At 58.0% G+C, this 26,172-nt stretch carries 23 protein-coding genes and 1 tRNA gene; 14 read left to right on the forward strand and 10 right to left on the reverse strand.

From position 1 onward, the window contains the following. Positions 1 to 42: 42 nt before the first annotated feature. On the forward strand, positions 43 to 1,434 hold the full coding sequence (locus ACR0CR_RS08600) for a divergent polysaccharide deacetylase family protein (RefSeq protein ID WP_480598204.1): 1,392 nt from the start codon (positions 43 to 45) through the stop codon (positions 1,432 to 1,434). A 44-nt stretch (positions 1,435 to 1,478) separates the two neighbouring features. Here ACR0CR_RS08600 and trpE read toward each other — a convergent pair whose 3' ends face one another. The 5 genes from trpE to fabI all read right to left on the reverse strand — a co-directional run bounded on the left by trpE (position 1,479) and on the right by fabI (position 7,495). Next, positions 1,479 to 2,990: an anthranilate synthase component I gene (gene trpE, locus ACR0CR_RS08605; protein WP_480598206.1), complete on the reverse strand. Its 1,512-nt coding sequence runs from the start codon at positions 2,988 to 2,990 to the stop codon at positions 1,479 to 1,481. A 12-nt stretch (positions 2,991 to 3,002) separates the two neighbouring features. Continuing rightward, entirely contained in the window at positions 3,003 to 4,844 is a 1,842-nt protein-coding gene (locus tag ACR0CR_RS08610; RefSeq protein WP_480598207.1) for a peptidyl-prolyl cis-trans isomerase, read from the reverse strand. 83 nt (positions 4,845 to 4,927) lie between these two features. After that, a complete protein-coding gene (locus tag ACR0CR_RS08615; RefSeq protein ID WP_480598208.1) occupies positions 4,928 to 6,103 on the reverse strand; it encodes an aminotransferase in 1,176 nt (391 codons plus the stop codon). A 69-nt stretch (positions 6,104 to 6,172) separates the two neighbouring features. Further along, complete coding sequence (gene gpt, locus ACR0CR_RS08620) at positions 6,173 to 6,682, reverse strand: xanthine phosphoribosyltransferase (protein WP_480598209.1); 510 nt, start codon at positions 6,680 to 6,682, stop codon at positions 6,173 to 6,175. A 6-nt stretch (positions 6,683 to 6,688) separates the two neighbouring features. Next, positions 6,689 to 7,495 (reverse strand): enoyl-ACP reductase FabI, encoded by an 807-nt coding sequence (gene fabI / locus ACR0CR_RS08625; RefSeq protein ID WP_480598210.1) that lies wholly within the window; start codon positions 7,493 to 7,495, stop codon positions 6,689 to 6,691. Positions 7,496 to 7,630: 135 nt separating this feature from the next. Here fabI and pdxH point away from each other — a divergent pair, with 135 nt between their 5' ends. The 4 genes from pdxH (at position 7,631) to ACR0CR_RS08645 (ending at position 9,480) form a co-directional block, all read left to right on the forward strand. Continuing rightward, the gene (gene pdxH / locus ACR0CR_RS08630; RefSeq protein WP_480598211.1) at positions 7,631 to 8,236 is read left to right on the forward strand and encodes a pyridoxamine 5'-phosphate oxidase; all 606 of its coding nucleotides are present in this window, start codon (positions 7,631 to 7,633) and stop codon (positions 8,234 to 8,236) included. A gap of 142 nt (positions 8,237 to 8,378) precedes the next feature. Continuing rightward, a complete protein-coding gene (locus ACR0CR_RS08635) occupies positions 8,379 to 8,885 on the forward strand; it encodes a cold-shock protein (protein ID WP_480598246.1) in 507 nt (168 codons plus the stop codon). Positions 8,886 to 8,892: 7 nt separating this feature from the next. Further along, positions 8,893 to 9,360 (forward strand): DUF192 domain-containing protein, encoded by a 468-nt coding sequence (locus ACR0CR_RS08640; protein ID WP_480598212.1) that lies wholly within the window; start codon positions 8,893 to 8,895, stop codon positions 9,358 to 9,360. A 43-nt stretch (positions 9,361 to 9,403) separates the two neighbouring features. Further along, positions 9,404 to 9,480, forward strand: a tRNA-Pro gene (locus tag ACR0CR_RS08645). 9 nt (positions 9,481 to 9,489) lie between these two features. On the opposite strand, the gene ACR0CR_RS08650 is transcribed toward ACR0CR_RS08645, so the two are convergent. Next, entirely contained in the window at positions 9,490 to 9,924 is a 435-nt protein-coding gene (locus ACR0CR_RS08650) for a hypothetical protein (RefSeq protein ID WP_480598213.1), read from the reverse strand. Between the two features lie 518 nt (positions 9,925 to 10,442). Here ACR0CR_RS08650 and ACR0CR_RS08655 point away from each other — a divergent pair. The 3 genes from ACR0CR_RS08655 to ACR0CR_RS08665 all read left to right on the forward strand — a co-directional run bounded on the left by ACR0CR_RS08655 (position 10,443) and on the right by ACR0CR_RS08665 (position 15,387). Further along, a complete protein-coding gene (locus tag ACR0CR_RS08655; RefSeq protein WP_480598214.1) occupies positions 10,443 to 14,060 on the forward strand; it encodes a vitamin B12-dependent ribonucleotide reductase in 3,618 nt (1,205 codons plus the stop codon). 14 nt (positions 14,061 to 14,074) lie between these two features. Further along, positions 14,075 to 14,599: an ImmA/IrrE family metallo-endopeptidase gene (locus tag ACR0CR_RS08660; RefSeq protein ID WP_480598215.1), complete on the forward strand. Its 525-nt coding sequence runs from the start codon at positions 14,075 to 14,077 to the stop codon at positions 14,597 to 14,599. 542 nt (positions 14,600 to 15,141) lie between these two features. Beyond that, the gene (locus tag ACR0CR_RS08665) at positions 15,142 to 15,387 is read left to right on the forward strand and encodes an EF-hand domain-containing protein (RefSeq protein ID WP_480598216.1); all 246 of its coding nucleotides are present in this window, start codon (positions 15,142 to 15,144) and stop codon (positions 15,385 to 15,387) included. A gap of 52 nt (positions 15,388 to 15,439) precedes the next feature. Here the strand turns inward: ACR0CR_RS08665 and ACR0CR_RS08670 are convergent, their stop codons facing one another. Then, positions 15,440 to 16,984, reverse strand: coding sequence for a trimethylamine methyltransferase family protein (locus ACR0CR_RS08670; protein ID WP_480598217.1), 1,545 nt, complete (start codon positions 16,982 to 16,984; stop codon positions 15,440 to 15,442). Between the two features lie 417 nt (positions 16,985 to 17,401). On the opposite strand from ACR0CR_RS08670, the gene ACR0CR_RS08675 reads away from it, so the two are divergent. Beyond that, positions 17,402 to 17,920 carry an outer membrane protein gene (locus ACR0CR_RS08675; RefSeq protein WP_480598218.1) on the forward strand — a complete coding sequence of 173 codons (519 nt, stop codon included), beginning with the start codon at positions 17,402 to 17,404 and terminating at the stop codon, positions 17,918 to 17,920. Between the two features lie 6 nt (positions 17,921 to 17,926). Here the strand turns inward: ACR0CR_RS08675 and ACR0CR_RS08680 are convergent, their stop codons facing one another. Together ACR0CR_RS08680 and ACR0CR_RS08685 are read right to left on the reverse strand one after the other, a co-directional pair. Next, positions 17,927 to 19,114 carry a pyridoxal phosphate-dependent aminotransferase gene (locus ACR0CR_RS08680; protein WP_480598219.1) on the reverse strand — a complete coding sequence of 396 codons (1,188 nt, stop codon included), beginning with the start codon at positions 19,112 to 19,114 and terminating at the stop codon, positions 17,927 to 17,929. Positions 19,115 to 19,172: 58 nt separating this feature from the next. Further along, positions 19,173 to 19,517, reverse strand: a complete 345-nt coding sequence (locus tag ACR0CR_RS08685; RefSeq protein WP_480598247.1) for an MmcQ/YjbR family DNA-binding protein — start codon at positions 19,515 to 19,517, stop codon at positions 19,173 to 19,175. Between the two features lie 217 nt (positions 19,518 to 19,734). Here ACR0CR_RS08685 and cysS point away from each other — a divergent pair, with 217 nt between their 5' ends. From cysS to ACR0CR_RS08700, 3 genes are read left to right on the forward strand one after another with little or no spacing between them, the layout of a single operon-like run. Continuing rightward, positions 19,735 to 21,135 carry a cysteine--tRNA ligase gene (cysS, locus tag ACR0CR_RS08690; RefSeq protein ID WP_480598220.1) on the forward strand — a complete coding sequence of 467 codons (1,401 nt, stop codon included), beginning with the start codon at positions 19,735 to 19,737 and terminating at the stop codon, positions 21,133 to 21,135. Beyond that, positions 21,132 to 22,766, forward strand: coding sequence for a citramalate synthase (cimA, locus tag ACR0CR_RS08695; protein WP_480598221.1), 1,635 nt, complete (start codon positions 21,132 to 21,134; stop codon positions 22,764 to 22,766). The genes cysS and cimA overlap by 4 nt, the downstream gene beginning before the upstream one ends. A gap of 1 nt (position 22,767) precedes the next feature. Then, the gene (locus tag ACR0CR_RS08700) at positions 22,768 to 23,544 is read left to right on the forward strand and encodes a squalene/phytoene synthase family protein (RefSeq protein ID WP_480598222.1); all 777 of its coding nucleotides are present in this window, start codon (positions 22,768 to 22,770) and stop codon (positions 23,542 to 23,544) included. 7 nt (positions 23,545 to 23,551) lie between these two features. On the opposite strand, the gene ACR0CR_RS08705 is transcribed toward ACR0CR_RS08700, so the two are convergent. After that, positions 23,552 to 24,778: an MFS transporter gene (locus ACR0CR_RS08705; protein ID WP_480598248.1), complete on the reverse strand. Its 1,227-nt coding sequence runs from the start codon at positions 24,776 to 24,778 to the stop codon at positions 23,552 to 23,554. Positions 24,779 to 24,876: 98 nt separating this feature from the next. Here ACR0CR_RS08705 and ACR0CR_RS08710 point away from each other — a divergent pair, with 98 nt between their 5' ends. Together ACR0CR_RS08710 and ACR0CR_RS08715 are read left to right on the forward strand one after the other, a co-directional pair. Then, a complete protein-coding gene (locus tag ACR0CR_RS08710; protein WP_480598223.1) occupies positions 24,877 to 25,509 on the forward strand; it encodes a DNA-3-methyladenine glycosylase family protein in 633 nt (210 codons plus the stop codon). After that, complete coding sequence (locus ACR0CR_RS08715; protein ID WP_480598224.1) at positions 25,506 to 26,171, forward strand: alpha/beta hydrolase; 666 nt, start codon at positions 25,506 to 25,508, stop codon at positions 26,169 to 26,171. Before ACR0CR_RS08710 ends, ACR0CR_RS08715 begins: the two co-directional genes overlap by 4 nt. The last annotated feature ends 1 nt before the right edge of the window (position 26,172 follow it).

Here is a 26,172-nt window from a genome sequence, read left to right on the forward strand (position 1 = left end):
GGGGTGTGTGAGGCAAGAAACAACGCGAGAGGCGAGTTTTCGATGGGCGGATTTTTCGGTGGTCTGATCGCCGGGGCGATCACTGTGTTGGCATTGGGTGCGGTTGTTTCCCTGACAGCGCCGTTGACCCGTAAACCCGAAATCGCAACAACGGCACCCGAAGTATCGGCAACGCCCGAGCCGGTAATATCCGGAAATGTCGATGATTCCGGTGCGGATGCTGATCTTGTCGAGCTGCCGCCTCACGCCCCCGACGCGCCCGAGGCGCAGACAGACACGCTGGATGGCCTTGGCAGCGCGGGTTTGGAGACGGACGAGCCGCCTGAAACCAGCGCAAGCCCCGATAGCCCCGAGGCGCCTACCATCGCCGCATCACTGTCAGATAGCCCTGCGATAGACGCGCCGGCCGCTTTGCCTGTTCCGATTCCCGCGCCGACGTCGCCTCAGCAAGAGGTCGCGCCTGAGGTCGTGACAGATACGCCGCCAGCGCCTGATCCAGCGCCAGTCGGCGAAACCCCGCCGCAGGATCAGCAAGTGGCCGTCCTTGTTCCCGAACAGCCTGAGCCGCAGGATAACCCGATTGCCGTAGAAGGTGAGGAAGACACGCAACCCCGGCAAGAGCCGCGTATTTTGACGCTGCCATCGGTCGAGACAGACCAGCCGACCTCGTCCGGCACCTTGGCTGGCAAGCGTGTTGTACCATTGCATGAGCGTGACGACGAGCTGGTGCAGGAGGCTTCCGCTCAAGTTTTGCCTCCGATCAATCCTATCGAGGATTTTGCCGCGACTTTCGAAAATCCCGATGCCAAGCCTTTGATGTCGATCATCTTGATCGACGAAGCGGGGGCATATGGTGCCGAAGCGCTGAAAGACTTCCCGTACCCGCTGAGCTTTGCGGTCAGCCCCTCCGACCCGGAAGCTGCGGAAAAGATGGCGCGCCATCGCAAGGCTGGTTTTGAAGTTCTGGCCTTGGCCGATTTACCCGAAGCCGCCAGTGCGCAGGATGCAGAGGTGTCTTTGTCCGTTTGGTTGGATGCCTTGCCCGAGACGGTTGGTATTCTGGAAGGGGTCGACAGCGGCATTCACGGCAACCGCAAGCTTGCTGATCAGGTCGCTGCGATTGCGGCGGGCACCGGGCGGGGGCTGGTCACGCAGGACAATGGGTTGAACACGGTCCAAAAGTTGGCGGCCCGTGACGGAGTCCCGTCCAGTGTGGTTTTCCGCGACTTTGACGGTGCGCGCCAGGATGCCAAGATCATGCGTCGTTTCCTGGATCAGGCAGCTTTTCGCGCCGGTCAGGAGGGCGCGGTCGTAATGATGGGCCGCTTGCGCCCCGAGACGATCTCGGCGCTGCTGCTGTGGGGGTTGGAAGACCGCAGCAATCGGGTTGCAATGGCTCCGATTTCCGCGGTGATGATGAAGCAAATCCAGTAGCAGGCGCGACGGGCTAAGTACCGGGCGAAACCTTCGCCCAACTGCTACGCGTTGCCGTTTCCGGTAAAACGGGCCGCGTCTGCAGCGGCGCGGCGGATCGCGTTGGATTTGTGGACAGTTTCCATGTATTCCGCCTCGGGGTCGCTGTCATAGACAACACCGCCGCCAGCTTGAATGTAAAGCTTATGGTCCTTCACGATTGCGGTGCGCAGGGCGATACACATGTCCATGTCACCGCCTGCGCTGAAATAGCCGACGCCGCCGCCATAGACGCCGCGCTTTTCGGGTTCCAACTCGTCAATGATTTCCATCGCGCGCACTTTGGGGGCACCGGACACTGTACCCGCTGGCATCCCTGCGAAGAACGCATCCAGCGCGTCTTTGTCTTCGGCAAGCTCTCCGACCACGTTCGACACGATGTGCATGACGTGGCTGTAGCGTTCGATAATGAATTCTTCGGTCGGGCGCACGGTGCCGATTTTGGACACGCGGCCGGTATCGTTGCGGCCTAGGTCCAGCAGCATCAAGTGCTCTGCCAGTTCCTTTTGGTCAGCCAGCAACTCGACCTCGTTTGCTTTGTCTTCTTCGGGGGTCGCGCCACGAGGACGCGTGCCTGCGATAGGTCGAATGGTAACCTCACTGCCGAAAACGCGTACAAGGATTTCCGGGCTTGCGCCGACGACCTGAAAGCCGCCGAAGTTGAAGTAGAACATGAAAGGCGACGGATTGGTGCGCCGCAATGATCGATAAAGCGCAAAGGGTGGTTGTGGGAAGTCCTGCGTCCAGCGCTGCGCGGGGACAACCTGAAAGATGTCTCCGGCGCGGATATATTCCTTGGCCTTCTCGACGGCCTCCATGTAGCCGGACTTGGTGAAGTTCGACACAGGCGGGCCAACCTCGATCGCGTCACCCAGATCGCGCGTTTCAGATGGCATGGCACGTTCCAGATCGCGCACCGCGTCCATGACGCGTTCGGCGGCCTGTGCATACGCCGCTTTGGCGGATTGCCCGTCGCTGGCCCATGCGGGGGACACGACTGTAACTTCACCTTTGACGCCGTCCAGAACGGCAACCACGGACGGTCGCAGCATGATAGCGTCCGGCAGACCCAACGGGTCGGGGTTCACGTCCGGCAGGTATTCGACCAGCCGCACCATGTCATACCCCAGATACCCGAACAGACCGGCCGCAGCCTGAGGCATGTCCTCGGGCAGTTCGATCCGGCTTTCCGCCAGCAGCGCCCGCAGGTTGTCCATCGGTTTACCGTCCTGCGGCTCAAACGCGTCGGCATCAAACCGGGCCGAGCGGTTGAGTTCGGACACCTCGCCCCGGCAGCGCCAGATCAGGTCGGGTTTCATGCCGATGATCGAATACCGGCCGCGCACCTCACCACCGGTGACGGATTCAAGCATGAACGCGTCTTTCTGTGCGCCGGTCAGTTTGAGCATCAGCGAAACGGGCGTATCCAGATCGGCCGCGAGCCGGGTATAGACGACCTGATTTTCGCCCGCCTCGTAAGCGCGGGCGAAACTGTCAAAGTCTGGGGTCAGGGCCATGTCCGTACTCTTTTAGAAGTTCGCCTGAACCGCGTTCAACGCTTGTTGGTCCAGAACGGGGCGGGCGCGGGTTTGGGCATCGCGCACGTAGATGTTGAATATATCCTGCGCCAAGGCCTGATTAAGCTGCGCCGCCAGGGCGTCCTGCATCTGCCGCTGCTCATCCGTTTCGGCAGGGGGCAATTCTTCGTCCAGCCGAACGATCAGGGCTGCGTCATGGCCGGGGATCACGCGCAGTTCGCCAGGCTCCATTTCGAATACCTGAGGCATGAAATCCGCAGGCACATCGTCTAGGAATGCGGTGCGTGTCAAAGCGTTTTCGACACGAAACGGCAGACCCGTCGCAGTGAAGTCGCCATCGGTTGCCAACTGCGTCAGGATGGTATTGGCCTGATCCTGCAGGGCCTTGGCGATCTCCTGCTGTACCCAGGCACCCGCGACACGAGGGCGGGCGCTGTCCAGAGGCTCAGGGCGCGGCTCCAGCACTTCGTTCAGACGCAGAGCAAAGATCGAGCCGTCCTCCAGAAACGCGATTTCGGGGAAGTCGCCTTCATTCACGGCGATAGCCGCCGAACGGAACCCGTCATAGGCCGCGACGCCTTCGTCGCTTTGCCGGGTCCAATCGATTTCGCTGACCTCCATTTCGGTCTCACCGGCAAGCTCTTCAAGAGTCGCGCCACCCGCCAGCATGTCGTTGATGTCCTCGGCCTGCGCTTCGATTAGACGGCGTGCGCGATCTGCGGCCAGTTCTTCCCGCAATTCCGGCTCGGCCTCTTCAAAGCTGATATTATTGGCGGCCAGAGTGCCGTTGATGCGGAACAGTGCAGGGCCGAAGGTACTGGGAAGAGGGCCGACCACATCGTCAATCTCGGCGGCAAAGACCCGATCTGCGGCATCACCCAGATCTTCGCGAGTCACGTCGCCCAAGTCCACGTCGCTAAGTTCAAGTCCACGGCTCCGAACCAGTTGCTCAAAATTCGCGCCACCGACTTCCAACTGCGCCAGCGCCTCGGTGGCTTCTGCCTCGTTGGGGTAGGTCAGGCGTTCGACCAGACGACGCTCGGGCTGCTGGTACTGCGCTGCCCGCTCGTCATAGAGACGGCGCAATGTTTCGTCGTCGACCTCAACACTATCCTGCAACATCGCAGGAGACAGGATCGCATAGGTTATGCGCTTGGTGCGGGGAAGGGTGAATTGATCGGTGTTCTCATCATAATAAGCCTGCACCTGCGCGTCGGTTGGTTCAGCCACTGGCGTTTCCAAAGCGTCGGCAGACAGTGTCGCAAGGGTAAAGCTGCGCCGGGCCAGAACGTAGTTTGCCAATGCGTCCGTCATCGCGCGAGGCATTTCGACGCCGCTCATGACGGCACCTTGGACGATCGTGCGCGCCGATTCTTTGCGCAAGTCGTCTTCAAACTCAGAATCCGTCATGCCGATCTGGTCCAGTTGGAACTGATAAGACTCGCGGTCAAACGTGCCGTTCACGCCCTGAAAAGCGGGTATCTGAACAATTTCCTGCTGCAGGTTCTCGTCACCGATCGAGATGCCAAGCTGGCCGACCTCATTGTTAAGCGCAGCCAAAGAAATCAGGCGGGACAGGGCAAGTTGATCCAGACCCAGATCGCGCGCCTGAGAGATTTGCATCGGCTGACCAGTTTGCGCCTCAACCGCGCGGATTTCGCGCTGCAACTCGCGGAAATATTCATCGACCGAGACATTTTCGTCCCCGACCTGTGCCACGGTGCGGACCGTGCCAGTCAGGCTTGTTGCGCCGAACCCGGCCAGACCCAGCATCAAAAGACCCATGAGAATCCAGACAAAGGTTTTGGATAGGTTTTTCATGCCTGCGGCCATGTGTGCCCTCTTTCGTGCTTATGGCAAGTCTCTGCCCTGTAGGTTGCGGCCCTGAATACGACGCGCGCCGCCGAGGGGCAAGCTCAGAAGCTTAGCGCCTGTAGACGGTCGAACATCTGGCCGATACCCGCCCGGTCGAGATTGGCAAACGCGATGCGAACCTGCCGCTTTCCTGCCGGGTCATGATCGGGCATGAACATGGTTCCGGGCAGCAGCAGAATGCCGGCCTCGGGCACGAGCCTGCGGGCAAGTTCGTCCGACGGAATGTCGAATGGATGTTCCATATAGGCGAAGTAAGCACCCAGGCCGAGCAGGCGCCAGCCTTTCGCTGCCAGCTTCGGCATCGCTTCGCTGATTGCTGCGCGGCGGTCGAGAATTTCGTCTCGCTCAGCCGCCACCCATTGCGACAGGTTCTGCATTCCCCAAAGCGCCGCGAACTGCCCCATTTGACCAGGGCAAATGGCAACCGTGTCGAGGAACTTTTCGGTTTCAGCCAGCAAGGCCGGGCTGGTCGCTAATGCTCCAACCCGGTGACCGGTCAGGCGGTACGTTTTTGAAAATGAGTAGAGGTGAACAAGTGTCTCATCCCAGTTGGGTTGTTGGAACAGATCATGCGGAGGGCCGCTACGACTGTCGAAATCCCGGTATGTTTCGTCCAGCAGCAAGCGAATGCCGGTTTCCTGCGCGAGGTCGTAGAAAGCGCGCACCAGGTCTGACGGGTATTCGACGCCGCCGGGATTATTCGGCGTCACCAGCGCAATCGCGCGGGTTTTTTCGGTGATCAGCGCGCGGGCTTTGTCCGGGTCGGGCAGCAGATCATCTTCGGTCGGCAAGTCGACCGCGTGAACACCCGCCATGTCCAACCACATTTTGTGGTTGAAGTACCATGGCGTCGGCAGGATGACCTCATCCCCTTGATCGGTAATCGCCGTGATTACGGCCGAGAACGCCTGATTGCAGCCGGACGTGATTGCCACCTGATTGGCGCTGACACCGGCACCGTAGTGATGCCCGATCTGTTTCGCGAGTTCTTCACGCAGGTCATTATTTCCCAGAACGGGTCCGTAGAGATGCGCGCTGTCCTCGGTCACCGCAAACTCGGCCATCGCCTGACGTAGGGCGAGGGGCGGTGGGTCCACAGGAGCGGCTTGGCTGACGTTGATCAGAGGGCGGTCAGCCGGAAAGGTGACACCGTCAAGCCAACGCCGCGCCTCCATGACCGGGGGCGGGAAGGTGGCGCTGGTGCGGGTCTGGGTCATGATGTTCGCAGTCTTTTTGCGAGGCTCTGTCTCGCGCTCCGGAGTATTTTTGAACGGAAGAAGATCAGGTCAGTCCGTGCCGCGATAGGGCTCGACATATTGCAAGGCCATGTCCCAGGGGAAGAATATCCATGTGTCCTGGCTGACCTCAGTTATATATGTGTCGACCATCGGGCGACCTTTGGGTTTGGCGTAGACCGTTGCGAAATGGGCTTTGGGGTACATCTCGCGCACCAGTTCCAGGGTTTTGCCGCTGTCGACCAGGTCATCTATGATCAGGATACCTTCGCCATCGCCCATCAGTTCGGCGTCAGGGGCCTTGAGAACTTCGGCCTGACCTTGCGACTGGTGGTGATAGGATTTGACGCTGACGGTATCGACTTTGCGAATGTCCAGTTCACGGCTGACAATCATCGCAGGGGCCATGCCGCCGCGCGTGATGGCCACCACAGCGCGCCATGCGCCATCGTCGGGGCCTTGCCCGTCCAGCCGCCAAGCCAACGCGCGCGAGTCGCGGTGGATTTGATCCCAGCTGATGTGAAAGCCTTTTTCGTGAGGCAGGCGGTCCTTGGCGCTCATGGGGCTTTATCCTTTTTCAACGTCCGGAGCGTCGACGGCTTTCATGCCGACGATGTGATAGCCCGAATCCACATGCAGGTTTTCACCGGTCACGCCGCTGCTGAGGTCGGACAACAAGTACAGCGCCGATTTGCCCACATCATCAATGGACACGTTACGACGAAGGGGCGAGTTATACTCGTTCCACTTCATGATGTAACGAAAGTCGCCGATACCGCTGGCGGCCAGCGTCTTGATCGGGCCTGCCGAGATCGCGTTCACGCGGATGCCGTCTTTGCCCAGATCCTCGGCCAGATATTTCACCGATGCCTCAAGCGCGGCTTTGGCAACGCCCATAACGTTGTAGTGCGGCATCACCTGTTCCGCACCGTAGTAGGTTAGCGTGATCGCGCTGCCCCCTTCCGACATCATCTTTTCTGCCCGTTGCATAACAGCAGTGAAGGAATAGACCGACACATCCATTGTCAGTTTGAAGTTGGCGCGGCTGGTGTCGACATAACGACCTCGCAGCTCATTCTTGTCGGAAAACCCGATGGCGTGAACGATGAAGTCCAACTTGCCCCACTTTTCGGACAACGCGCTGAAGAGGTCGTCGATCGAGGTCTCATCACCGACGTCGCATGGCAGCACAATTTCGCTGCCCAACTGCGCTGCCAACGGATCGACGCGCTTTTTCAGTGCGTCGCCCTGATAGGAAAAGGCAAGTTCGGCCCCGGCCTCGGACAGGGCACGGGCAATGCCCCATGCGATCGATTTGTCATTGGCCAGTCCCATGATGAGGCCGCGTTTTCCGGCCATCAACTGATTTGACATGTTTGGTTCTCCGCCACTCATCCCGTCATGTTCGGTTGGTTTATGCCATTGATTGCCCTGCATCAAGGCCATGCGCTCTTGCCCGCAGCGGGTTCTCGCCTTAGGGTTAGGTCCAAGTCATTCCAGGGGATGGAAATGAGCGAGCGCAATGGCATTTTTGCCGGGGCCGATCCGTTTGACATTGCGGGGCGGTGGTTGGCTGAGGCCGAGAAAGTTGAGCCAAATGATCCGAACGCGATTGCGCTGGCAACCGTGGATTCGGATGGATTGCCAAATGTCAGAATGGTACTATTAAAAGAAGTCGAACAAGATGCGTTCGTTTTTTATACGAATTACCACAGCGCCAAAGCCATAGAGCTTGAGAGCGCGTGCAAGGCGGCATTTGTGATGCATTGGAAATCTTTAAGGCGTCAGATTAGGGTTCGTGGTACAATAACGCGGGAAGAAGGCGCGCAGGCCGACGCGTATTTTGCCTCGCGCTCTTTAAAAAGCAGACTGGGGGCCTGGGCGTCGCGCCAGTCACAACCATTGGACAGCCGGGCTTCCCTGATGGCCGAAGTCGCCAAGGTGACCGCCAAACTCGGCCCGAACCCACCGCGTCCTGATTTTTGGGGTGGGTACCGATTGTCGCCGGTCGAAATCGAATTCTGGGCGGACGGGACCTTCCGGCTGCACGACAGGTTCAGGTGGACCCGAGCCACAACAGACTCGGACTGGCAAGTGCAGAGGCTGAATCCATGACATTCGCGTATCGTGAAATGCAACAGGTCGTAAACAAAGGATTTTTTCGGCTTGAATTTGCGGCTCAATATCATAAACAACAAATCTTCGACCACTCGCACATTACTTTGAAGAGAACGCAGTGCCTGATGACATGAACAGTATGTATCGCGTCCGTGGACACGTAAAATGGTTCGATCCCGCTAAGGGATACGGCTTTGTTGTGTCCGACGAAGGCGGCCCGGACATTCTGCTGCATGTCAATGTGCTGCGTAACTTTGGGCAGAGCTCGGTCGCCGATGGTGCCGGTATCGAGATCATGACTCACAAGACCGACCGCGGTGTTCAGGCGGTCGAAGTGATCAGCGTAGATCCTCCGGCACGTGCCGACACCATGATGCTGGCCGACTTTGCCGAGCTTGACCCGACCGTGATTGCGCATGCGCCGTTGGAGGCCGCGCGCGTCAAGTGGTTCGACAAAGGCAAAGGTTTCGGGTTTGCTAACGTTTTCGGCAGCAGCGACGATGTCTTTCTGCATATCGAAGTCTTGCGCCGGTCCGGCCTTGCGGACTTGCAACCGGGTGAGGCATTGGCCATCCGCGTCATCGACGGCAAGCGGGGCAGAATGGCAGCGCAGGTTCTGGCCTGGGAAGCGGCCCTCAGCAGCTGAGGCAATCATGATCGGGTTTCGTGCTGCAGTGGTGATTCTTGCCCTTGGACTTGGCGGAAGCGCCGGGGCAGAGTGTCGCGCGGACCGTGTCGAATTGAGAAATGACGCGGCCCAGGTAAGGTTCGATGTCGAGTTGGCGATTACCCCCGAGGAAAAATCTCGGGGACTCATGTTCCGCGAGAGCATGCCGTCCCGAGCGGGCATGCTTTTTGTCTATGACAGACCGCAGCCCGTCGCGTTCTGGATGAAAAACACCCTGATACCGTTGGATATTATTTTCATCGACAAAACCGGTTTGGTCTCGCACGTACATAAAAGCGCAGTGCCCGGCGATCTGACGCCAATTGATGGTGGCGATACGGTGTTTGCGGTTCTTGAGATCAACGCCGGATTGGCCACGCGGTACGGCATTCAGCCGGGAACGCAAATGCGCCACGAAATTTTTTCGCAAGGTCCGGCGATTTGGGCTTGTTAGGGCTTTTCAAATCAGAACGGCGCGTTTAGGAAGGCGCACGGTCCGGGGCGTGGCGCAGTCTGGTAGCGCACCTGTTTTGGGTACAGGGGGTCGTAGGTTCGAATCCTGCCGCCCCGACCACTTTCCTTTCTAAACTGGGCTTCCACCGTAGGTGGCGTACAGGCGGGAAAAATCCCGATCCAAAGCCTCGCTTTCGACGGGGACTTTCAGTGTCTGACCATTCTTCTGTGGAACCAAGAAAAACAGGTCGGCATCGACACGGTATCCCAGTTGGTTCTTGCGGGAACTCAGCCGGGTCACGATTTTCGGAAGCTCCTGCGGGTAGCCGTCATAATTGAGAATCAAGAACGCCGTTGTGTCTGGCGGCAGCGACTCGCGGCATTCAAAGCTGTTCTTGTCGGCTTTCAGGTAATCGTCACCAGGACCTGCGCAATCTGTTTCAAATGAGTTGAACAGATTTTTGGGATAATCAGCGAACTGTGCGCTTCGGGAACCGGCAATCCTCTCTTGTGTCGTGCAGGACACGATGAGGGCAAGTATCGCAAGGAAACGAAGAAAGATCATGGTGATAAGTCCAGGTTCGGAAATTCGGTCATCGCAGAATTATGGCATGTGTCCGACCAAGGCGACGATGATTCTCTGACTTAACGGTTAAAATGGGCAGATTACGAATGCCCAATAAGCATGCCTCAAAAAACGGGAATTCGGCATTCAACTTCAGGGTCCACCTTGGGAATACCTTGTAGAGGAATCGCCCGGCGGCGGTTTTCCGCCTGCCGATTGAGAAAGGTCAACAAAAAAGATTTCAAAAATGAGCGAAAAACCCCGTTGACCTGATATGGCAAGATACGCCAAATTGTATAGGCCGAATGACACGCCACTACATCTGGTAGACTTCGACCAGAACAAGGCGACGGGCAAGGGACGGAAAGCTAACCATTTTGACGTGCGACCGAATTGGCGGTCTTGCGCTGTCGATGACAGCGGCTGGTGCTTTGCGTCGGGTTATTCGACCTGCGGGTGGCACCCCGCATGACAAGATTTGGTGCCGGACAGTTCAGACATAAGCTAGGGCAGCGGACATGAAGATTGAAAGAAAATTCACCAAACCAGATCAAGATGCCTATGCAGAGCTGGATTTTGTGTCCGCCACGTCTGAAATTCGCAACCCGGACGGTACCATCGTATTCCGCCTTGATGAGATCGAAGTTCCCGCAAAGTGGAGTCAGGTGGCCAGCGACGTTATCGCTCAGAAATACTTCCGCAAAGCGGGCGTCCCGTCTAAGCTAAAAAAGGTCAAGGAAAAGGACGTACCCGAGTTCCTGTGGCGCTCGGTCCCAACGGACGATGCGGAATTCGAAGGTGAGACGTCTTCCAAACAGGTGTTCGACCGTCTGGCCGGGGCTTGGGCCTATTGGGGTTGGAAAGGCGGCTATTTCACGACCGAAGAAGACGCGCGCGCCTATTTCGACGAGATGCGCTATATGCTGGCGACCCAGCGCGCCGCGCCGAACTCGCCGCAATGGTTCAATACTGGCTTGCACTGGGCGTATGGAATCGACGGTCCGGCGCAGGGGCACCACTATGTGGACTACAAGACCGGCAAGCTGACCAAGTCCAAATCTGCATACGAGCATCCGCAGCCGCATGCGTGTTTCATTCAGTCCGTCGATGATGATCTGGTGAACGAAGGCGGCATCATGGATTTGTGGGTGCGTGAGGCGCGCCTGTTCAAATACGGTTCGGGTACCGGGACCAACTTCAGCCATCTGCGTGCAGAAGGCGAGGCGTTGTCGGGTGGTGGCAAGTCCTCGGGCCTCATGGGCTTTCTCAAGATCGGCGACCGTGCCGCTGGCGCGATCAAATCAGGCGGGACAACCCGTCGAGCAGCAAAGATGGTGATCGTCGATGCAGATCACCCTGATATCGAGCAATTCATCGAATGGAAGGTGATCGAAGAGCAGAAGGTGGCCTCGATCGTTGCCGGATCAAAGATGCACGAGAAGATGCTGAACGGTATTTTCGAGGCCATTCGTTCTTGGGATGGGTCCGCCGACGACGCCTATGATCCGAATTCGAACGACGCGTTGAAGAAGGCGGTTCGCGAAGCCAAAAAGGTCGCGATCCCCGAAACTTACATCAAGCGTGTTCTGGACTATGCAAAGCAGGGCCACGACAGCATCGAATTCCCGACCTATGATACGGACTGGGATTCGGAAGCCTATAGTTCGGTCTCGGGCCAGAATTCCAACAACTCGATCCGCGTGACCAACGCGTTCCTGACCGCTGTTGAAAAAGACGCCGATTGGGAGTTGATCAACCGCACCGATGGCAAGGTCGCCAAGACCGTAAAGGCGCGCGATCTGTGGGAAAAAGTTGGCCACGCTGCATGGGCCTGTGCCGATCCGGGCATCCAGTTCCACGACACGGTCAACGAGTGGCACACATGCCCTCAGGATGGTGAGATTCGCGGTTCGAACCCGTGCTCGGAATATATGTTCCTGGACGACACGGCCTGTAACCTGGCGTCGATGAACCTGCTGACCTTCCTAAAGGATGGTGAGTTCCAGGCGGCGGATTATATGCACGCTTCGCGCCTATGGACCCTGACGCTGGAAATCTCGGTGACCATGGCGCAGTTCCCATCAAAGGAAATCGCGCAGCTGTCTTACGACTTCCGCACGCTGGGTCTGGGCTATGCGAACATCGGCGGCCTGCTGATGAACATGGGCTACAGCTATGACTCGGACGAGGGCCGGGCGATCTGTGGCGCGCTGACCGCGATCATGACCGGTGTGGCCTATGCAACCTCGGCCGAGATCGCTGGTGAGTTGGGCGCCTTCAATGGCTACGAGCGCAATGCCGACCACATGCTGCGCGTCATCCGTAACCACCGCCGCGCATCGCAGGGCGTAACTGACGGCTATGAGAAGCTGGCGGTAAAGCCGGTGCCTCTGGATCATGGCAACTGCCCCGATAAGCGTCTGGTCGATCTGGCCATGTCCGCCTGGGATGAGGCACTGAGCCTTGGTGAGAAAAACGGTTACCGTAACGCGCAGGCCACCGTAATCGCGCCGACCGGCACCATTGGTCTGGTGATGGATTGCGACACCACCGGGATCGAGCCGGACTTTGCGCTGGTCAAGTTCAAGAAACTGGCCGGTGGCGGTTACTTCAAGATCATCAACCGCTCGGTGCCTTCGGCGCTGGAAAAGCTGGGCTATTCTTCGGCTCAGATCGAAGAGATCGTGGGCTACGCAGTTGGTCACGGCACCATCGGCAACGCGCCGGGGATCAACCATACCTCACTGACCGGTCACGGCTTTGGCCCGAATGAGCTGGCCAAGGTGGACGCTGCGCTGGAAAGCGCCTTCGACATCCGGTTCGTCTTCAACCAGTGGACGTTGGGCGAAGATTTCTGCACCGGTGTTCTGGGCATCCCGGCGACCAAGCTGAATGACCCGACGTTCGATCTGCTGCGTCATCTGGGCTTTACCAAAGCTGATATCGACGCAGCGAACGATCATGTCTGCGGAACCATGACGCTGGAAGGCGCGCCGCATCTGAAGGAAGAGCACTATTCGATCTTCGACTGCGCCAACCCGTGCGGCAAGAAAGGTAAGCGTTTCCTTGGGGTTGACAGCCATATCACCATGATGGCCGCAGCGCAAAGCTTCATCTCGGGTGCGATCTCGAAGACGATCAATATGCCGAATGACGCGACCATCGAAGATTGCCAGAAGGCATACGAACTGTCCTGGTCGCTGGGTGTGAAGGCGAACGCTCTCTATCGTGACGGCTCGAAACTGTCGCAGCCTCTGGCGGCGGCGCTGGTCGAGGATGACGATGAAGCGGCGGAAGTGCTGGAAAGCGGCTCGACGCAGGAAAAAGCTGTCGTTCTGGCCGAAAAGGTGATCGAGAAGGTTGTGGTCAAGGAAATGATCCGCAGCCATCGTGAGAAACTGCCCCATCGCCGCAAGGGCTATACCCAGAAGGCTATAGTCGGCGGCCACAAGGTCTATCTCCGCACTGGTGAGTTCGAAGACGGCAAGCTGGGCGAGATCTTCATCGACATGCACAAGGAAGGCGCTGGCTTCCGGGCGATGATGAACAACTTTGCCATCGCGGTGTCGGTCGGGCTGCAATACGGCGTGCCGCTGGAGGAGTTTGTGGATGCCTTCACCTTCACCAAGTTCGAACCGGCGGGGATGGTGCAGGGCAACGACTCGATCAAGAACGCGACGTCGATCCTGGACTATATCTTCCGCGAATTGGCTGTGTCCTATCTGGACCGCACCGATCTGGCCCATGTGAAGCCGGAAGGCGCGACGTTCGACGATCTGGGTCGTGGCGAGGAAGACGGTTTGTCAAATGTCTCGGAAATCAGTGAAAGCGCTGCAACCAAGTCCTTGGAAGTGCTGAAACAAATCAGTTCAACTGGCTATTTGCGCAAGCGGCTGCCGCAAGACCTGATGGTCTTCAACGGTGGTCAGAGCGACGTGACTGGCATGGCCGAAACCGCAGCCACGTTCGAAGCGCCTGCCGAAACCGCTGTCGCAACTGGAATGGACGCACGGACCAAAGCCAAGATGCAAGGGTACGAGGGCGATCCTTGCGGTGAATGCGGAAACTACACGCTGGTGCGCAACGGCACCTGCATGAAGTGCAACACCTGCGGCGCGACAAGCGGGTGTAGTTGAGGAGGAGTATGACAATGAGAACTTTACGCGAATTGTTCAGAAAACTGCCTTCCGATGGAAGAGCCAGAGACGCATTCCGAAAGTTCAATTTGTCTCCGAACGCGCGAGGAAAGGCAAAATCAGTAAAGGAGTTGGCCGAAACTCTTGGGTTTTCAGTCGAAAGAATAAACCTTCCATTCGGAATGGCTGGCCGGTTAGTGCAGGATCCGTTTTCCGACAATGGTTACTGCATTCAGGTGAACTCAGCGCACTCGGTGGAGAGCCAGAGATGGTCAGTTCTACATGAAATGGGCCACTATTTCTTGCATGCGAACCACAAGGACCCGCTTGCAGACGCGATGTATTTAGACCGTTCAGGTTACGCTTTCTATGTAGATGATCATCAGGAGAAAGAAGCTAACGAGTTCGCCGCAGTTTTGTTGTTCGGCGACGCCGCTTTGAAGGCAGCGATTGGTCTTCATGGTCGAACCCCTTCAAAACTCGCTAAGCACTTTGGTGTTTCGATGAAAACGATCCGGATTGCGATGAAGCAATTCTAGTTTAGCGCCCCGGCAACCCGGGGTGCAGGGGTCGGATAGCTGCCACAGGTACCGACCCCGACGAATACGGAGCAAAGCGCTGAGACTTACCAAGCGCGCCTTGCTCCACTCGGTCGACATGCCCGTGTTGGCCGGGAACAGGGTGGGGCGGAATATTTGCTCCTTCCCACTCTTTTCAGGGACGGGTGCGCTCGTCCCATACGACGTCCAGGCCGCAGGCAAAAAAACACCGGGCGGTCAACGAATGGAGCCTGGATGGCGAAACTGACAGGGGGCCTTTGGCCCCCTTTCTTTTTGCGCAAGCGAGTCGTCAAGCCCGGCAAAGCCTTGCCGGATTGTGCGTGCCAACTGAGGAAAGAACCGCCGAGACAGCAATTACGCGTTTCTGCCAGCGGTTGATTGCAGGCGCGACTCGGACAAACACGCGGAGAATGGCGCGAATTTGCTACTGACCGGTGAAACGGGGTGACGGCGCAGGGCGAAAGCGTGTGTCTGGTGCCTGTCCGGACTGAAACGCAGAAATTCACACAGGAGGTTCTATCATGAAACCGCAAAATCTGGCCGTCACATTGTTCATCGCTCTCGGATTGCCTGCATTGGCGCAAGCTCAATCCAGCGCGGATGCGAACGGGGATGGTGTTCTGACCATTGAAGAAGTTCAGGCTGTCATGCCCGAGGTCGATACCGATAAATTCGCGGCGATGGACGCCAACGGTGACGGCGCCTTGGATGCAGATGAAATCACTATCGCGCAAGAGGCTGGTTTGCTGCCGCCAACCAACGGCTGATATCTCTGACATACTGGCGGCCCGATTTTATTCGGGCCGCCTTTTCATAATGTTATGATGGCAAGTGGATGTTAAACTTGTCCCGAAGCGCTGCATCCAGCAAGGGATCAAACATAGCCGGAGACGGTTGACTCAAAATTTCGCCTTTCCGCATTTTTGCCTTTTCAACCAGATCTGGCTTTCCAAGCTCAGCCCATTCCTTGGGCGAAGTCCTGTCGCCGAACGTTGGGTAGACGTAGTCGGCCTGCATTCGACCCAACGTGGCGTCGGTGCCCAGATAATGACCTGGCCCGCCCATGCAGACTTCGGCCATTTGATCCAGCGCGAGCGTTTCATCCGAAACCTCGATCCCTCGCACGCAACGTTGCGCCTGGCCGATCAGGTCATCGCCCAGAATCAAAGACTCATGGCAAAATCCTAGCAAAGACGAATGCATCCCAGCGGCCTCGTATATCATGTTCGCACCGGACAATCCGGCCATGACGTTTGAGCACATCTGTTCCCAACCCGCCTGCATGTCAGGAAGTTTGGAGTCCGACGCACCGGCGGCAGTGCCCCCGGGCAAGTCGTAGAACGCATGCATCTGCGCGCAACCCGCGCTCAGCAAAGCCTGCTCACCGGAGCCCACGGACATCGCACCTGTTCGCAGGTCGAGCCCAAAAGGCCAAGTGCCAAAAATCGCGGGATGCCCGGCGCTTACGGCATTTACGTAAACCAGACCGGCCAGACATTCGGCGGTGGCTTGTGTTATGGCACCAGCGATGGATGACGGCGCTGTCGCGCCGGCCATACCTGCCGAGAGCAGCAAAATTGGCATTCCAGCTTTGATGCAGTTCTCCATCACCTGACAGCTTTCAGTCGCGAACTTCATAGGTGGCACGACAAAGCAGTTCGTGTTCGACACGAAAGGTCGCGCGCGCCATTTGTCCTCTCCACCAGCAATCATGTGAAGCATCTCAATGGCTTGTGCGACGTAGCTCGGGTCCGTGAATGAGGTGCCGATATGCTTGAATGTCCCAGAACTACAAGCGTAGATCGTATTCAGGTCCATCTCGAGATTGTCTGCAATGTCGCGGCACACCATGGGGCGCTGCACGAAATGGATGTTGTCCAACTGCTCGCAAATGCGCGCTGCATCGTGCAGGTCTTGCACGGTGGAGTCGCGGTAATTCCGTCCATCGACGTCCACCATGTGCACGGCTGCTCCGGCAGTGCCGTAGTGGACCCGGGTGCTTGTCAGGTCCAGGTCCGTCTTTCCATCGCGGCTGTACAGCGTCACGGATCGGTTCGCCGTGGCCAAAGTATCTTCGACCAGAGATGCGGGAAACCGAATGCGACCATCGTTGCCCAGTGTGCAGCCGGCCCGCATCAAATAGTCGATACCGCTTGGGGGTGCATCCGCCAGCCCGATGGTTTCCAAAGCTTGCAATGCCGCCTTGTGTATTCGTTCGACGTCTGACGGACTGAGCGGTTTGTATCTGCCGCCTTCCATTCCGGGGCGCACGGGGCGCAGATGGTCAGGTAACGCAGAAGCGCGCGCCGCACGACGTGCAGCGCGACCGCCGCTACGAGAGGAAGAGCGGGAGAGTTCATTCATGGTAAATGTCCGGTTTTTGGTCTGGAAACTGAGGAAAAGCGGGGTTACTTGCCCCGTGGGCGTCCTCGGGCAGCACGCCCCCGATCCGCGCCGATCGTGCGGCTGATCAGGTGAATTTTCCAGACATCGTTCGCCATGGTATCCCTTTTTACCATGCATAGAATTTATGCGACAAAACGCCTCGAATTCTGTTCTGTTTGCGACCTTCGGGTCGGTTGGCGACGAAAAAAGACCGCAATAAAATTCGAGCAATTGAGCGTGATAGAATGTTTTTTCCCGTTTTCGTAGAATTCTGTTAATCTAATGTTAGGTATTTGAAACTAGATCGTATGTTGAAGCTGATTTCATGGCGCAAGGGCCCGAAATAGCGGGATCAAACTGGTTCGCCGGACTTGAATCGAGTTCTCGGAGGTCTGAATGAACGTCTTAAGGGCCCTACTTGCAGCATCACTGACGCTGGTGGCTGGTCAGGCTCTGTCCGAAGACTGGACGGGGGCCTATGCAGGGCTCAGTTTTGGCTATGCGGACGCGGATGGACCTTCGGGCAGTGGCGGCAATGACTTTGGGTTCGGGCCATTGGTCGGCTACGACTACGATTTTGGAAGCTTCGTGCTTGGTGGCGAACTGGAATACAACCGGCTGAACCTTGATTTGGGACGCGGCGAAGGAAGCCTCGACAGTATGTCACGCCTCAAGATCCGGGGGGGGTACGACTTTGGTTCCGCCCTTGGCTACGTGGTCGTTGGCACGTCGCGCGCCGACACCTCGGGTGAAAACGACACTGCAGCTGTCTACGGAATTGGCGTTGCCTATCCCATTGGAGAGCGGTTTGTGATCAGCGGCGAGGCACTGCGTCAGGACTTCGACGATTTGCCCGAATCTGGTGGTGGCTTGGACACGAACGTGTTCAACCTGCGCACAACATTCCGGTTCTGATCCACTCTATTCCGCCGCCTTCTGGTCGGCGAGTGTTGCAGCAAAGCGGCAAACGGTTTGTAGCGCATCCGCAAATTTTTCGTCTGCTACCGTCATAGCGACGCGGACGTGCCCCGTGGCGGCCAAGCCAAAGCTCTCACCCGGCATCACGGCGATTTCGTGTGTATCGAGCAATGCGTTGGCGAAATCTTCGCCACTAAGCCCAGTCGCGCGAATGTCCAGCATCAGGTACATGGCGCCTTGCGCCGGAACCACGCCAACGGTCTGCTGTGCGTCAAGGATGCCCATCGCAAGAGCGCGTCGGCGTCGGAACGGGGCGGCGATTTCTTCCTCTAGCTCGGTGCCTGCGTTCAGGGCAAAACTCGCTGCATCTTGAATGAAACCCGGTACGCCGTATGTCGTGTGCGTGGCAAGGTTGATCAGATGATCAATCGCATCCTCAGGCCCGACGATCCATCCGCATCGCGACCCGGTCATCGCATGTGATTTTGACATCGAACCGACCACAAGCGTCCGGCCGACCATATCCGGCAGAGTTCTGGGTGAGATGTGCCGACCATCCCAAACTTGGGTGTCGTAGACCTCATCGGAAATCAACCAAAGGTCGCGGCTACGGCACACATCTGCAATGCCTACCAGAGTCTCTTCGGAATAGACGACGCCGGTTGGGTTATTTGGTGAATTGATCAAAAGAGACACCGCTCCATCAGCGGCGGCGTCGATATCAGCGGCACGCGGTTGAAACGCGTCCTCAGCCCGCGCCTGTACAGGCTTTGCCACTGCGCCTGCACCTCGGATCGTGCCAGGATAGGTCGCGTAGTACGGATCAATGTACAGCCCGGTATCGCCCGGATCACATACAGCAATGTGAGCGGCAAAGAGCGCTGATTGCCCACCGGGTGTAATCAGCACATTGTCGCGGGTTGTTTTCACACCAGTGCGCAATTGAACGCGCGCAGCGACAGTGTCGCGCAGCAAGTCAGTGCCTGGCACCATCGCGTATCCGGTATGCCCGTCTCGGGCCGAGGCATCCATGGCCGCAAGGATGGACGCGTCCGTCAGAATGTCGTGTTCTCCGATGGTCAATTCGGTGATCGCATGCCCTTCGGCGACCATGCGGCGCGCGCGGTAAAAAACGCCCCATCCATCAGACCCGCCTTCGGTCAAATGAGTGATGTGATGCGACAATTTCATGACCCGACTCCTTCGCCTGACTGGCGCTGAATGGGGCAGAGCAGTGTCGGTTTGTCAATCAGCTTCGTGGTGGCAGCGCGGCCTGGGCTTTCTTGGTCAGAGACGCCCGGACGATATCGTAGGAGGTCACCAACCGATGGCGCATTTCCTCGGGATCAGTTTCCCAGGGCAGGCGAATCCAGCTGCGATGGAAATAGGGTGCCTTTATCCCAATACCAGCCTCGATCAGCATCTGTGCCGTCTCGATATCCGGTGTTTTTACAGAAACACCGTCCCCGAGGGACCCGATGCAGGCAAACATCTTACCCCCGATTTTCCACGCATCATGCCCACCGCCCCAAGGGTCGGAGAGGTCAGCGCCCGGCAATTCGGCGCAGATGCTATTGACGAATTCTCGGCTCATAGATGGCAGAGTGCCGTCGGCTGCCGCCAAACTCAAGCCTTGGCTCAAAGGGCATCTCGTGTTATGCGAGGCGCATGAACCGGATGACCTGCATCATTATCTGCTGCATTTCCTGCTGAATTCTCAAGCGGGCCGGTTTCTTTCGTTTTCATCCCTGAGACAAGTTGCTAAGCCCGCGCCAACGCGACTGCGCATGCTGTTTTTGAGGGCTGAACTGATGACGACGATCAAACTGCACAACACTCGGACACGGACGAAAGAGGATTTCGTTCCGATCGATGCCGACAACGTGCGGATGTATGTCTGTGGCCCGACCGTTTACGACCGGGCGCATCTGGGCAACGCGCGTCCCGTCGTGGTGTTTGATGTGCTGTATCGGTTGCTGCGTCATGTCTATGGCGCGGAACACGTGACCTATGTTCGCAACTTCACCGACGTGGATGACAAGATCAACGTCACCGCGCTGGAACGCAAACGGGCGGGGGCCGACGGTTCGTTGGAGCAATTGGTGCAGGAACGATCCGATGAAACCATAAGCTGGTACCTTCACGACATGGGTGCGCTAGGCACGATGGAACCGGACGAGATGCCCCGCGCCACGCAGTACATCCCCCAGATGATCGCGATGATCGAAGATTTGATCGACAAAGGTCATGCTTATGAGGCTGAGGGCCATGTTCTGTTCGCGGTGGACAGTTGGAAAGAGGATTACGGCAAGCTGTCGGGTCGTTCGGTCGACGACATGATCGCGGGTGCGCGAGTTGAGGTTGCGCCGTACAAAAAGAACCCGATGGATTTCGTCCTGTGGAAACCCTCGACGGATGAGTTGCCGGGGTGGGATAGCCCTTGGGGCCGGGGGCGTCCGGGATGGCATATCGAATGCTCGGCCATGAGCTATGAGCTGTTGGGCGAAAGCTTCGATATCCACGGTGGCGGTAACGATCTGATGTTCCCGCATCATGAAAACGAGATCGCTCAGAGCCAGTGCGCGCATCCGCATGGCGAGTTCGCTCGGGTCTGGATGCACAATGAGATGCTTCAGGTCGAAGGCAAGAAGATGTCCAAGTCGTTGGGCAATTTCTTCACTGTTCGCGACCTGCTTGAGAAAGGCGTGCCGGGTGAGGTGATCCGGTTCGTGTTCCTGCAAACTCATTACCGTAAACCGATGGACTGGACCGAGAAAAAGGCGCGCGAGGCCGAGGCGACGTTGCGCAAGTGGCGGGCGCTGACTGCGGGCATCGAGCCCGCCGCCAGCGCGGCACCCTCGGTGATCGCAGCGCTAGCCGATGACATGAACACGTCGGGTGCCATCACGGAACTTCACCGTTTAGCGACAGAAGGAGATGCCGCTGGGCTGTTGGCCAGCGCCCGGGTATTGGGTCTTTTGTCACCTGAGCTTGGGGATTGGATTGCGGTCGATGGGCTGGACTTGTCCTCTTTTGCTGAGAAACTGGTTCAGGCGCGGGCAGAGGCGATGCAGTCCAAGGACTTCTCGGAAGTGGATCGTTTGAAAACGGCATTTGTCGCGGCCGGGCTTGAGGTGCGGATGAGCAAAGATGGAGTTGAGTTGGTTCCAGGTGCCGGGTTTGACGCGACCAAACTGGAGGGTGTCACATGACCAAAGAACGTCTGTATCTTTACGACACCACTTTGCGAGACGGGCAGCAGACCCAAGGTGTTCAGTTCTCACCCGCAGAAAAGGTTCAGATTACTGAGGCTTTGGACAAGCTGGGTGTGGATTACATAGAAGGCGGCTGGCCTGGTGCGAACCCGACTGACAGTGCGTTTTTTGATGCGGCCCCAAGGACTTCGGCGGTTTTGACCGCGTTTGGGATGACCAAACGCTCGGGGCGTTCGGCTGAAAATGACGACGTGCTGGCGGCGGTGATGAATGCGGGGACGTCAGCTGTATGCCTGGTCGGGAAGGCTCATGATTATCATGTCACAGACGCGCTTGGTATTCCGCTGGATGAGAACACCGAAAACGTCCGCGCGTCCGTTGCACATATCGTGGCCCAGGGGCGCGAGGCGTTGTTTGATGCCGAGCATTTCTTTGACGGCTACAAGGACAATCCGGATTACGCGGTTCAGGTATGCCGTGCGGCGCTGGATGCCGGGGCGCGTTGGGTGGTTTTGTGTGACACCAATGGCGGTGCGCTTCCGGCTGAAGTCAGCCGGATCGTGTCCGAGGTGATCGCAGCGGGATTGCCCGGCGACCGGCTGGGCATTCATACACATAACGACACTGAAAACGCGGTTGCGTGTTCGCTGGCGGCGGTGGATGCGGGGGCGCGGCAGGTTCAGGGCACTCTGAACGGGCTGGGTGAGCGATGCGGCAACGCCAATCTGACCTCTCTGATCCCGACTTTGTTGCTGAAGGAACCTTATGCCAGTCAGTTTGACATCGGCGTGACAACCGAAGCGCTGGAAGGGCTGACGCAGATCAGCCGGATGCTGGACGATATTTTGAACCGCGTTCCCAGCAAGCAATCGGCCTATGTCGGCGCTTCGGCTTTTGCACACAAGGCGGGGCTACACGCCAGTGCGATTCTAAAGGACCCGTCGACTTATGAGCATGTGGACCCCGCCAGTATCGGCAATGCGCGCATCATTCCGATGTCGAACCAGGCAGGTCAATCGAACCTGCGCAAACGGCTGACCGATGCGGGACTTGCGGTCGAGGCTGGTGACCCTGCGCTGGGGCGTATTCTGGAGCGGATTAAACGGCGCGAGGCTGAGGGCTATTCCTATGACACCGCGCAGGCCAGTTTCGAGTTGCTGGCCCGCGATGAGTTGGGGCAATTGTCTGAATTCTTTGAAGTAAAGCGCTATAAGGTCACGGTCGAGCGGCGTAAAAACAAATACAACAAAATGGTCAGCCTGTCCGAGGCCGTGGTGGTCGTGAAAGTCGACGGGGAGAAAAAGCTGTCGGTGAGCGAATCCTTGGACGGCGAGGGCAGTGACCGGGGGCCGGTGAACGCTCTGGCCAAAGCGCTATCGAAGGACCTAGGGCAGTATTCGCCGATTTTGGATGACATGCATCTGGTGGATTTCAAAGTTCGGATCACCCAGGGGGGGACCGAGGCGGTGACACGTGTCATCATCGACAGCGAAGACGGGCACGGCCGGCGTTGGTCGACCGTGGGCGTCAGCGCGAACATAGTCGATGCCTCCTTTGAGGCTTTGTTGGACGCCATCCAATGGAAACTGGTTCGCGATTGCGCGCCGCGTAGCGCGGCGGCGGAATAAGGTGCAGTTTGACGACGACGTGAAAGCCTGCGCGGCTTTGGTTCATCGCGCCGATCCGGATCGGTTCATGGCCGCTATGGCAGCCCCGGTTGCGGCGCGAGCAGTGCTGTTCCCGCTATACGCTTTGAATGTCGAAGTCGCGCGCGCACCTTGGGTGACGCAAGAGACGATGATCGCAGAAATGCGTCTGCAATGGTGGCGTGACGCGTTGCAGGAAATCGCAGAAGGACCAACCGTGCGTCGGCATGAGGTGGTCACGCCTTTGTCGCGGGTATTGTCGCCTCACCTAGCTGCGTTAATGGATGAATATGTTTCCGTAAGGCGTTGGGATATATATAAAGATCCATTCGAGGATCGGGAGCATTTCGACAGCTATATCGACAATAGTACAGCAACTTTAATCGTTGTGTCCGCCCAAGCTGTGGGTGAGGCGGAAGAAAGCGTCCTCCGCGATTTTGGCTATGCCATGGGGGTTGCGAACTGGCTGCGGGCGATCCCGGATCTTGAGGCCCGCGGGCGTATTCCCTTGCTGGATGGGACGCTTCAGGGTGTTCAGAGGCTGGCGCAGGAGGCACTGGACCGTTTGGAAAAGGCGCGGTCGGCGCGATCTGGCGTCTCAGCTGAGGCACGCCCCGCGCTGTTCGCTGGATGGCAGACCGAGTGGGTTTTGCGCAGGGTGGTGGCGCAGCCTGAACGCGTCGCAGCAGGCGCGCTGGCGCAAGGCGAGATACGCCGCCGATGGTCTTTGATGCGGACTGCGGCAACCGGTCGTTGGTAGGTTTGGATCACGCGGTCCGAGCGTCTGATGGCCGCAGAACGAGCCACAAAAGCGCGCCGCCCGCCAGTGTCAAAAGCGGAATCATGGCGAGGTTGACGGCTGTCCACCCCTCGACGGCCGACCCTCCTGAGCAGTTCATCAAACCACCCGAGGCCAGTGAGGCAAACGTCACGCCGCCGAACACCAGCAGGTCGTTGAGCCCTTGCATCCGACCACGCTCATGAACCGCGTGTGAGGCCGCCAGCATGGATGTCGCGCCGATGAAACCAAAATTCCAGCCGACACCTAGAAGGATCAGGGCGATGAAGAAGTTTTCCAACTCAATCCCCTGCAATGCGACGACGCCAGCAGCGGCTAGAATTGCAAGCCCCAGCGCCACGATCTTTTCGACGCCGAAGCGGGCAATGAGGTGGCCGGTGAAGAAGCTGGGCACATACATGGCAAGCACATGTCCGGTCACAACGTCTGCGGCGTCATTTGCGCTGTAGCCGCAGCCTACGACTGCCAAAGGAGTTGAGGTCATGACAAGGTTCATGAGCGCGTAGGACACCATTGCGCAGATGATTGCGACGGCGATACGGGGGGTCTTGAGCAACTCCAATCGCGTACGGCCCTTGGGGGAGTCTGCAGTTGGTTTCTCGGGCGTTGGGATGTCGAGGAAAAAGAACAGAGCGGACCCAAAGACATTGAGTGCGATCACCGCCAGATACGTGCCCAGAAACGGGATCACATAAGCGGTTGAGGTCAGTTTGACGATTTGAGGGCCGATGATCGCAGCGGCCAGACCGCCCGCCATAACATAGGATATCGCCTTGGGCTTGAATTCGTCCGAGGCCGTGTCGGCAGCGGCAAAGCGATAAAAGCCGTGCGCGCTCATATAGATGCCCGTCAGCAAGCTGCCCAAAAGGAACACTGGGAAAGACCCGAGATACAAGCCATATGCGCCAACAATGCCGCCGCAGGCTCCGGCCGTTGCGCCGACCAGAAACCCGACGCGACGCCCCCAACGCTGCATGATGGCCGAAACAGGCGTAGCGGCCAGCATGGACCCCAAAACGATCAGTGAGATCGGTAGAGTCGCGAGGCAAGGATTGCTGGCCAGCGATTGCCCAGCCAATCCGCCGACGATGAATATCATCGGCATTTGCGCCCCAAGGATGGATTGCGCAGCAACCAACACGGCCACATTGCGTTTGGCCTGGCTGTTGTCCGGGGTGGCTGAGGTCATCGTCATGGGCAAATGCGTATCGGTGATCGCTGGCATGCACAAGCCGCTTGCATAACCCGTCCATCCGCCTAACGTGCGAATTATTGTCACTTTTGAGAGAGCGCATGCCCGTCGGTCGTATCATCGAAACCAATGACTGCGTGTCCGAGGGGGCCACATGGCTGGCCGGTATTTGCCCACGCATGGCTTATGCGATGCAGCAGGTAGGCCCTTTGCCTCTGCGCCGACGTCCGGACGGTTTCGCTCAGTTGCTAAGCGCGATTGTCAGCCAGCAGGTCAGCGTGGCCTCGGCCAACGCGATCTGGAAGAGGCTAAGGGACGCGAAACTGACCGGTCCTCGCAAGATCATGTGGGCGACGGATGAGGATTTACGGGCTGTTGGTCTGAGCCGCCAAAAGATCAGATACGCGCGCGCGCTGGCCGATGCGCGCATAGATTACAATGCCCTACGTGATGTTCCTGATGAAGATGTTGTTGCCATTTTGACCGAAGTGCCGGGCATCGGCATCTGGACCGCGGAAATCTACGCGATGTTTTCCTTGGGCCGCGCTGACGTCATCGCTCCGGGCGATCTGGCACTGCAGGAGGCCGCGCGCATTCTGTATGACCTGCCCAAGCGCCCGACCGAAAAAGAGTTGCGCCAAATGGCCGAAGTATGGTCGCCCTGGCGGTCGGTTGCGGCGCGGGTTTTGTGGGCCTATTACCGGGTGGCAAAAGAACGAGAAGGGATCAGATGACTCGGGTATTGAATGCGCTCCGAAAAGAGCCGGTTTCGGGCGACACACGCTCGGTCGTTGTGTTTGTACATGGCTATGGGGCCAATGGGGCGGACCTATTGGGGTTGGCCGATCCTTTGGGCGAACATCTGCCGGACACACTGTTTGTGGCACCTGACGCGCCCGAACAAATCCCGGGCATGCCAAATGGCTTTCAGTGGTTTCCGATCCCATGGATCGACGGCTCGTCCGAGGAAGAGGCAAAGCGGGGCATGGAAATGGCTGTCGCTGATTTCAACGCCTTCCTCGACGCTTTGATGGTCGACGAGGACGTGCTCCCCGAGCAGGTCGTTTTGTTCGGTTTCAGCCAGGGCACGATGATGAGCCTGTACGTCGCCCCGCGCCGTGAGGACCCGGTGGCCGGGATCGTCGCTTTCTCGGGCCGTTTGCTAGAGCCGGACCTGTTGGCCGATGAAACCGTCAGCCGTATGCCGATCTTGTTGGTTCATGGCGATGCCGACGACGTGGTGCCGCCGCAGTCTTTGCCCGAAGCTGCCGAAGCGTTGCAGGGCGCGGGGTTCAAAGAGGTCTACGCCCATGTCATGAAAGGCACCGGGCACGGCATCGCGCCCGACGGTCTGAGCGTCGCACTGGCCTTCATGCGCGACAAGCTGAGCCTTTAGC

The organism is Ruegeria sp. AM2 (genome assembly GCF_056540685.1).

What these genes read in the sequence shown, in the direction of transcription:
- ACR0CR_RS08600 (WP_480598204.1), top strand. Translation starts at nt 43, where the DNA reads ATGGGCGGATTTTTCGGTGGTCTGATCGCCGGGGCGATCACTGTGTTG.
- trpE (WP_480598206.1), bottom strand. Translation starts at nt 2,990, where the DNA reads ATGGCCCTGACCCCAGACTTTGACAGTTTCGCCCGCGCTTACGAGGCG.
- ACR0CR_RS08610 (WP_480598207.1), bottom strand. Translation starts at nt 4,844, where the DNA reads ATGGCCGCAGGCATGAAAAACCTATCCAAAACCTTTGTCTGGATTCTC.
- ACR0CR_RS08615 (WP_480598208.1), bottom strand. Translation starts at nt 6,103, where the DNA reads ATGACCCAGACCCGCACCAGCGCCACCTTCCCGCCCCCGGTCATGGAG.
- gpt (WP_480598209.1), bottom strand. Translation starts at nt 6,682, where the DNA reads ATGAGCGCCAAGGACCGCCTGCCTCACGAAAAAGGCTTTCACATCAGC.
- fabI (WP_480598210.1), bottom strand. Translation starts at nt 7,495, where the DNA reads ATGTCAAATCAGTTGATGGCCGGAAAACGCGGCCTCATCATGGGACTG.
- pdxH (WP_480598211.1), top strand. Translation starts at nt 7,631, where the DNA reads ATGAGCGAGCGCAATGGCATTTTTGCCGGGGCCGATCCGTTTGACATT.
- ACR0CR_RS08635 (WP_480598246.1), top strand. Translation starts at nt 8,379, where the DNA reads ATGTATCGCGTCCGTGGACACGTAAAATGGTTCGATCCCGCTAAGGGA.
- ACR0CR_RS08640 (WP_480598212.1), top strand. Translation starts at nt 8,893, where the DNA reads ATGATCGGGTTTCGTGCTGCAGTGGTGATTCTTGCCCTTGGACTTGGC.
- ACR0CR_RS08650 (WP_480598213.1), bottom strand. Translation starts at nt 9,924, where the DNA reads ATGATCTTTCTTCGTTTCCTTGCGATACTTGCCCTCATCGTGTCCTGC.
- ACR0CR_RS08655 (WP_480598214.1), top strand. Translation starts at nt 10,443, where the DNA reads ATGAAGATTGAAAGAAAATTCACCAAACCAGATCAAGATGCCTATGCA.
- ACR0CR_RS08660 (WP_480598215.1), top strand. Translation starts at nt 14,075, where the DNA reads ATGAGAACTTTACGCGAATTGTTCAGAAAACTGCCTTCCGATGGAAGA.
- ACR0CR_RS08665 (WP_480598216.1), top strand. Translation starts at nt 15,142, where the DNA reads ATGAAACCGCAAAATCTGGCCGTCACATTGTTCATCGCTCTCGGATTG.
- ACR0CR_RS08670 (WP_480598217.1), bottom strand. Translation starts at nt 16,984, where the DNA reads ATGAATGAACTCTCCCGCTCTTCCTCTCGTAGCGGCGGTCGCGCTGCA.
- ACR0CR_RS08675 (WP_480598218.1), top strand. Translation starts at nt 17,402, where the DNA reads ATGAACGTCTTAAGGGCCCTACTTGCAGCATCACTGACGCTGGTGGCT.
- ACR0CR_RS08680 (WP_480598219.1), bottom strand. Translation starts at nt 19,114, where the DNA reads ATGAAATTGTCGCATCACATCACTCATTTGACCGAAGGCGGGTCTGAT.
- ACR0CR_RS08685 (WP_480598247.1), bottom strand. Translation starts at nt 19,517, where the DNA reads ATGAGCCGAGAATTCGTCAATAGCATCTGCGCCGAATTGCCGGGCGCT.
- cysS (WP_480598220.1), top strand. Translation starts at nt 19,735, where the DNA reads ATGACGACGATCAAACTGCACAACACTCGGACACGGACGAAAGAGGAT.
- cimA (WP_480598221.1), top strand. Translation starts at nt 21,132, where the DNA reads ATGACCAAAGAACGTCTGTATCTTTACGACACCACTTTGCGAGACGGG.
- ACR0CR_RS08705 (WP_480598248.1), bottom strand. Translation starts at nt 24,778, where the DNA reads ATGACGATGACCTCAGCCACCCCGGACAACAGCCAGGCCAAACGCAAT.
- ACR0CR_RS08710 (WP_480598223.1), top strand. Translation starts at nt 24,877, where the DNA reads ATGCCCGTCGGTCGTATCATCGAAACCAATGACTGCGTGTCCGAGGGG.
- ACR0CR_RS08715 (WP_480598224.1), top strand. Translation starts at nt 25,506, where the DNA reads ATGACTCGGGTATTGAATGCGCTCCGAAAAGAGCCGGTTTCGGGCGAC.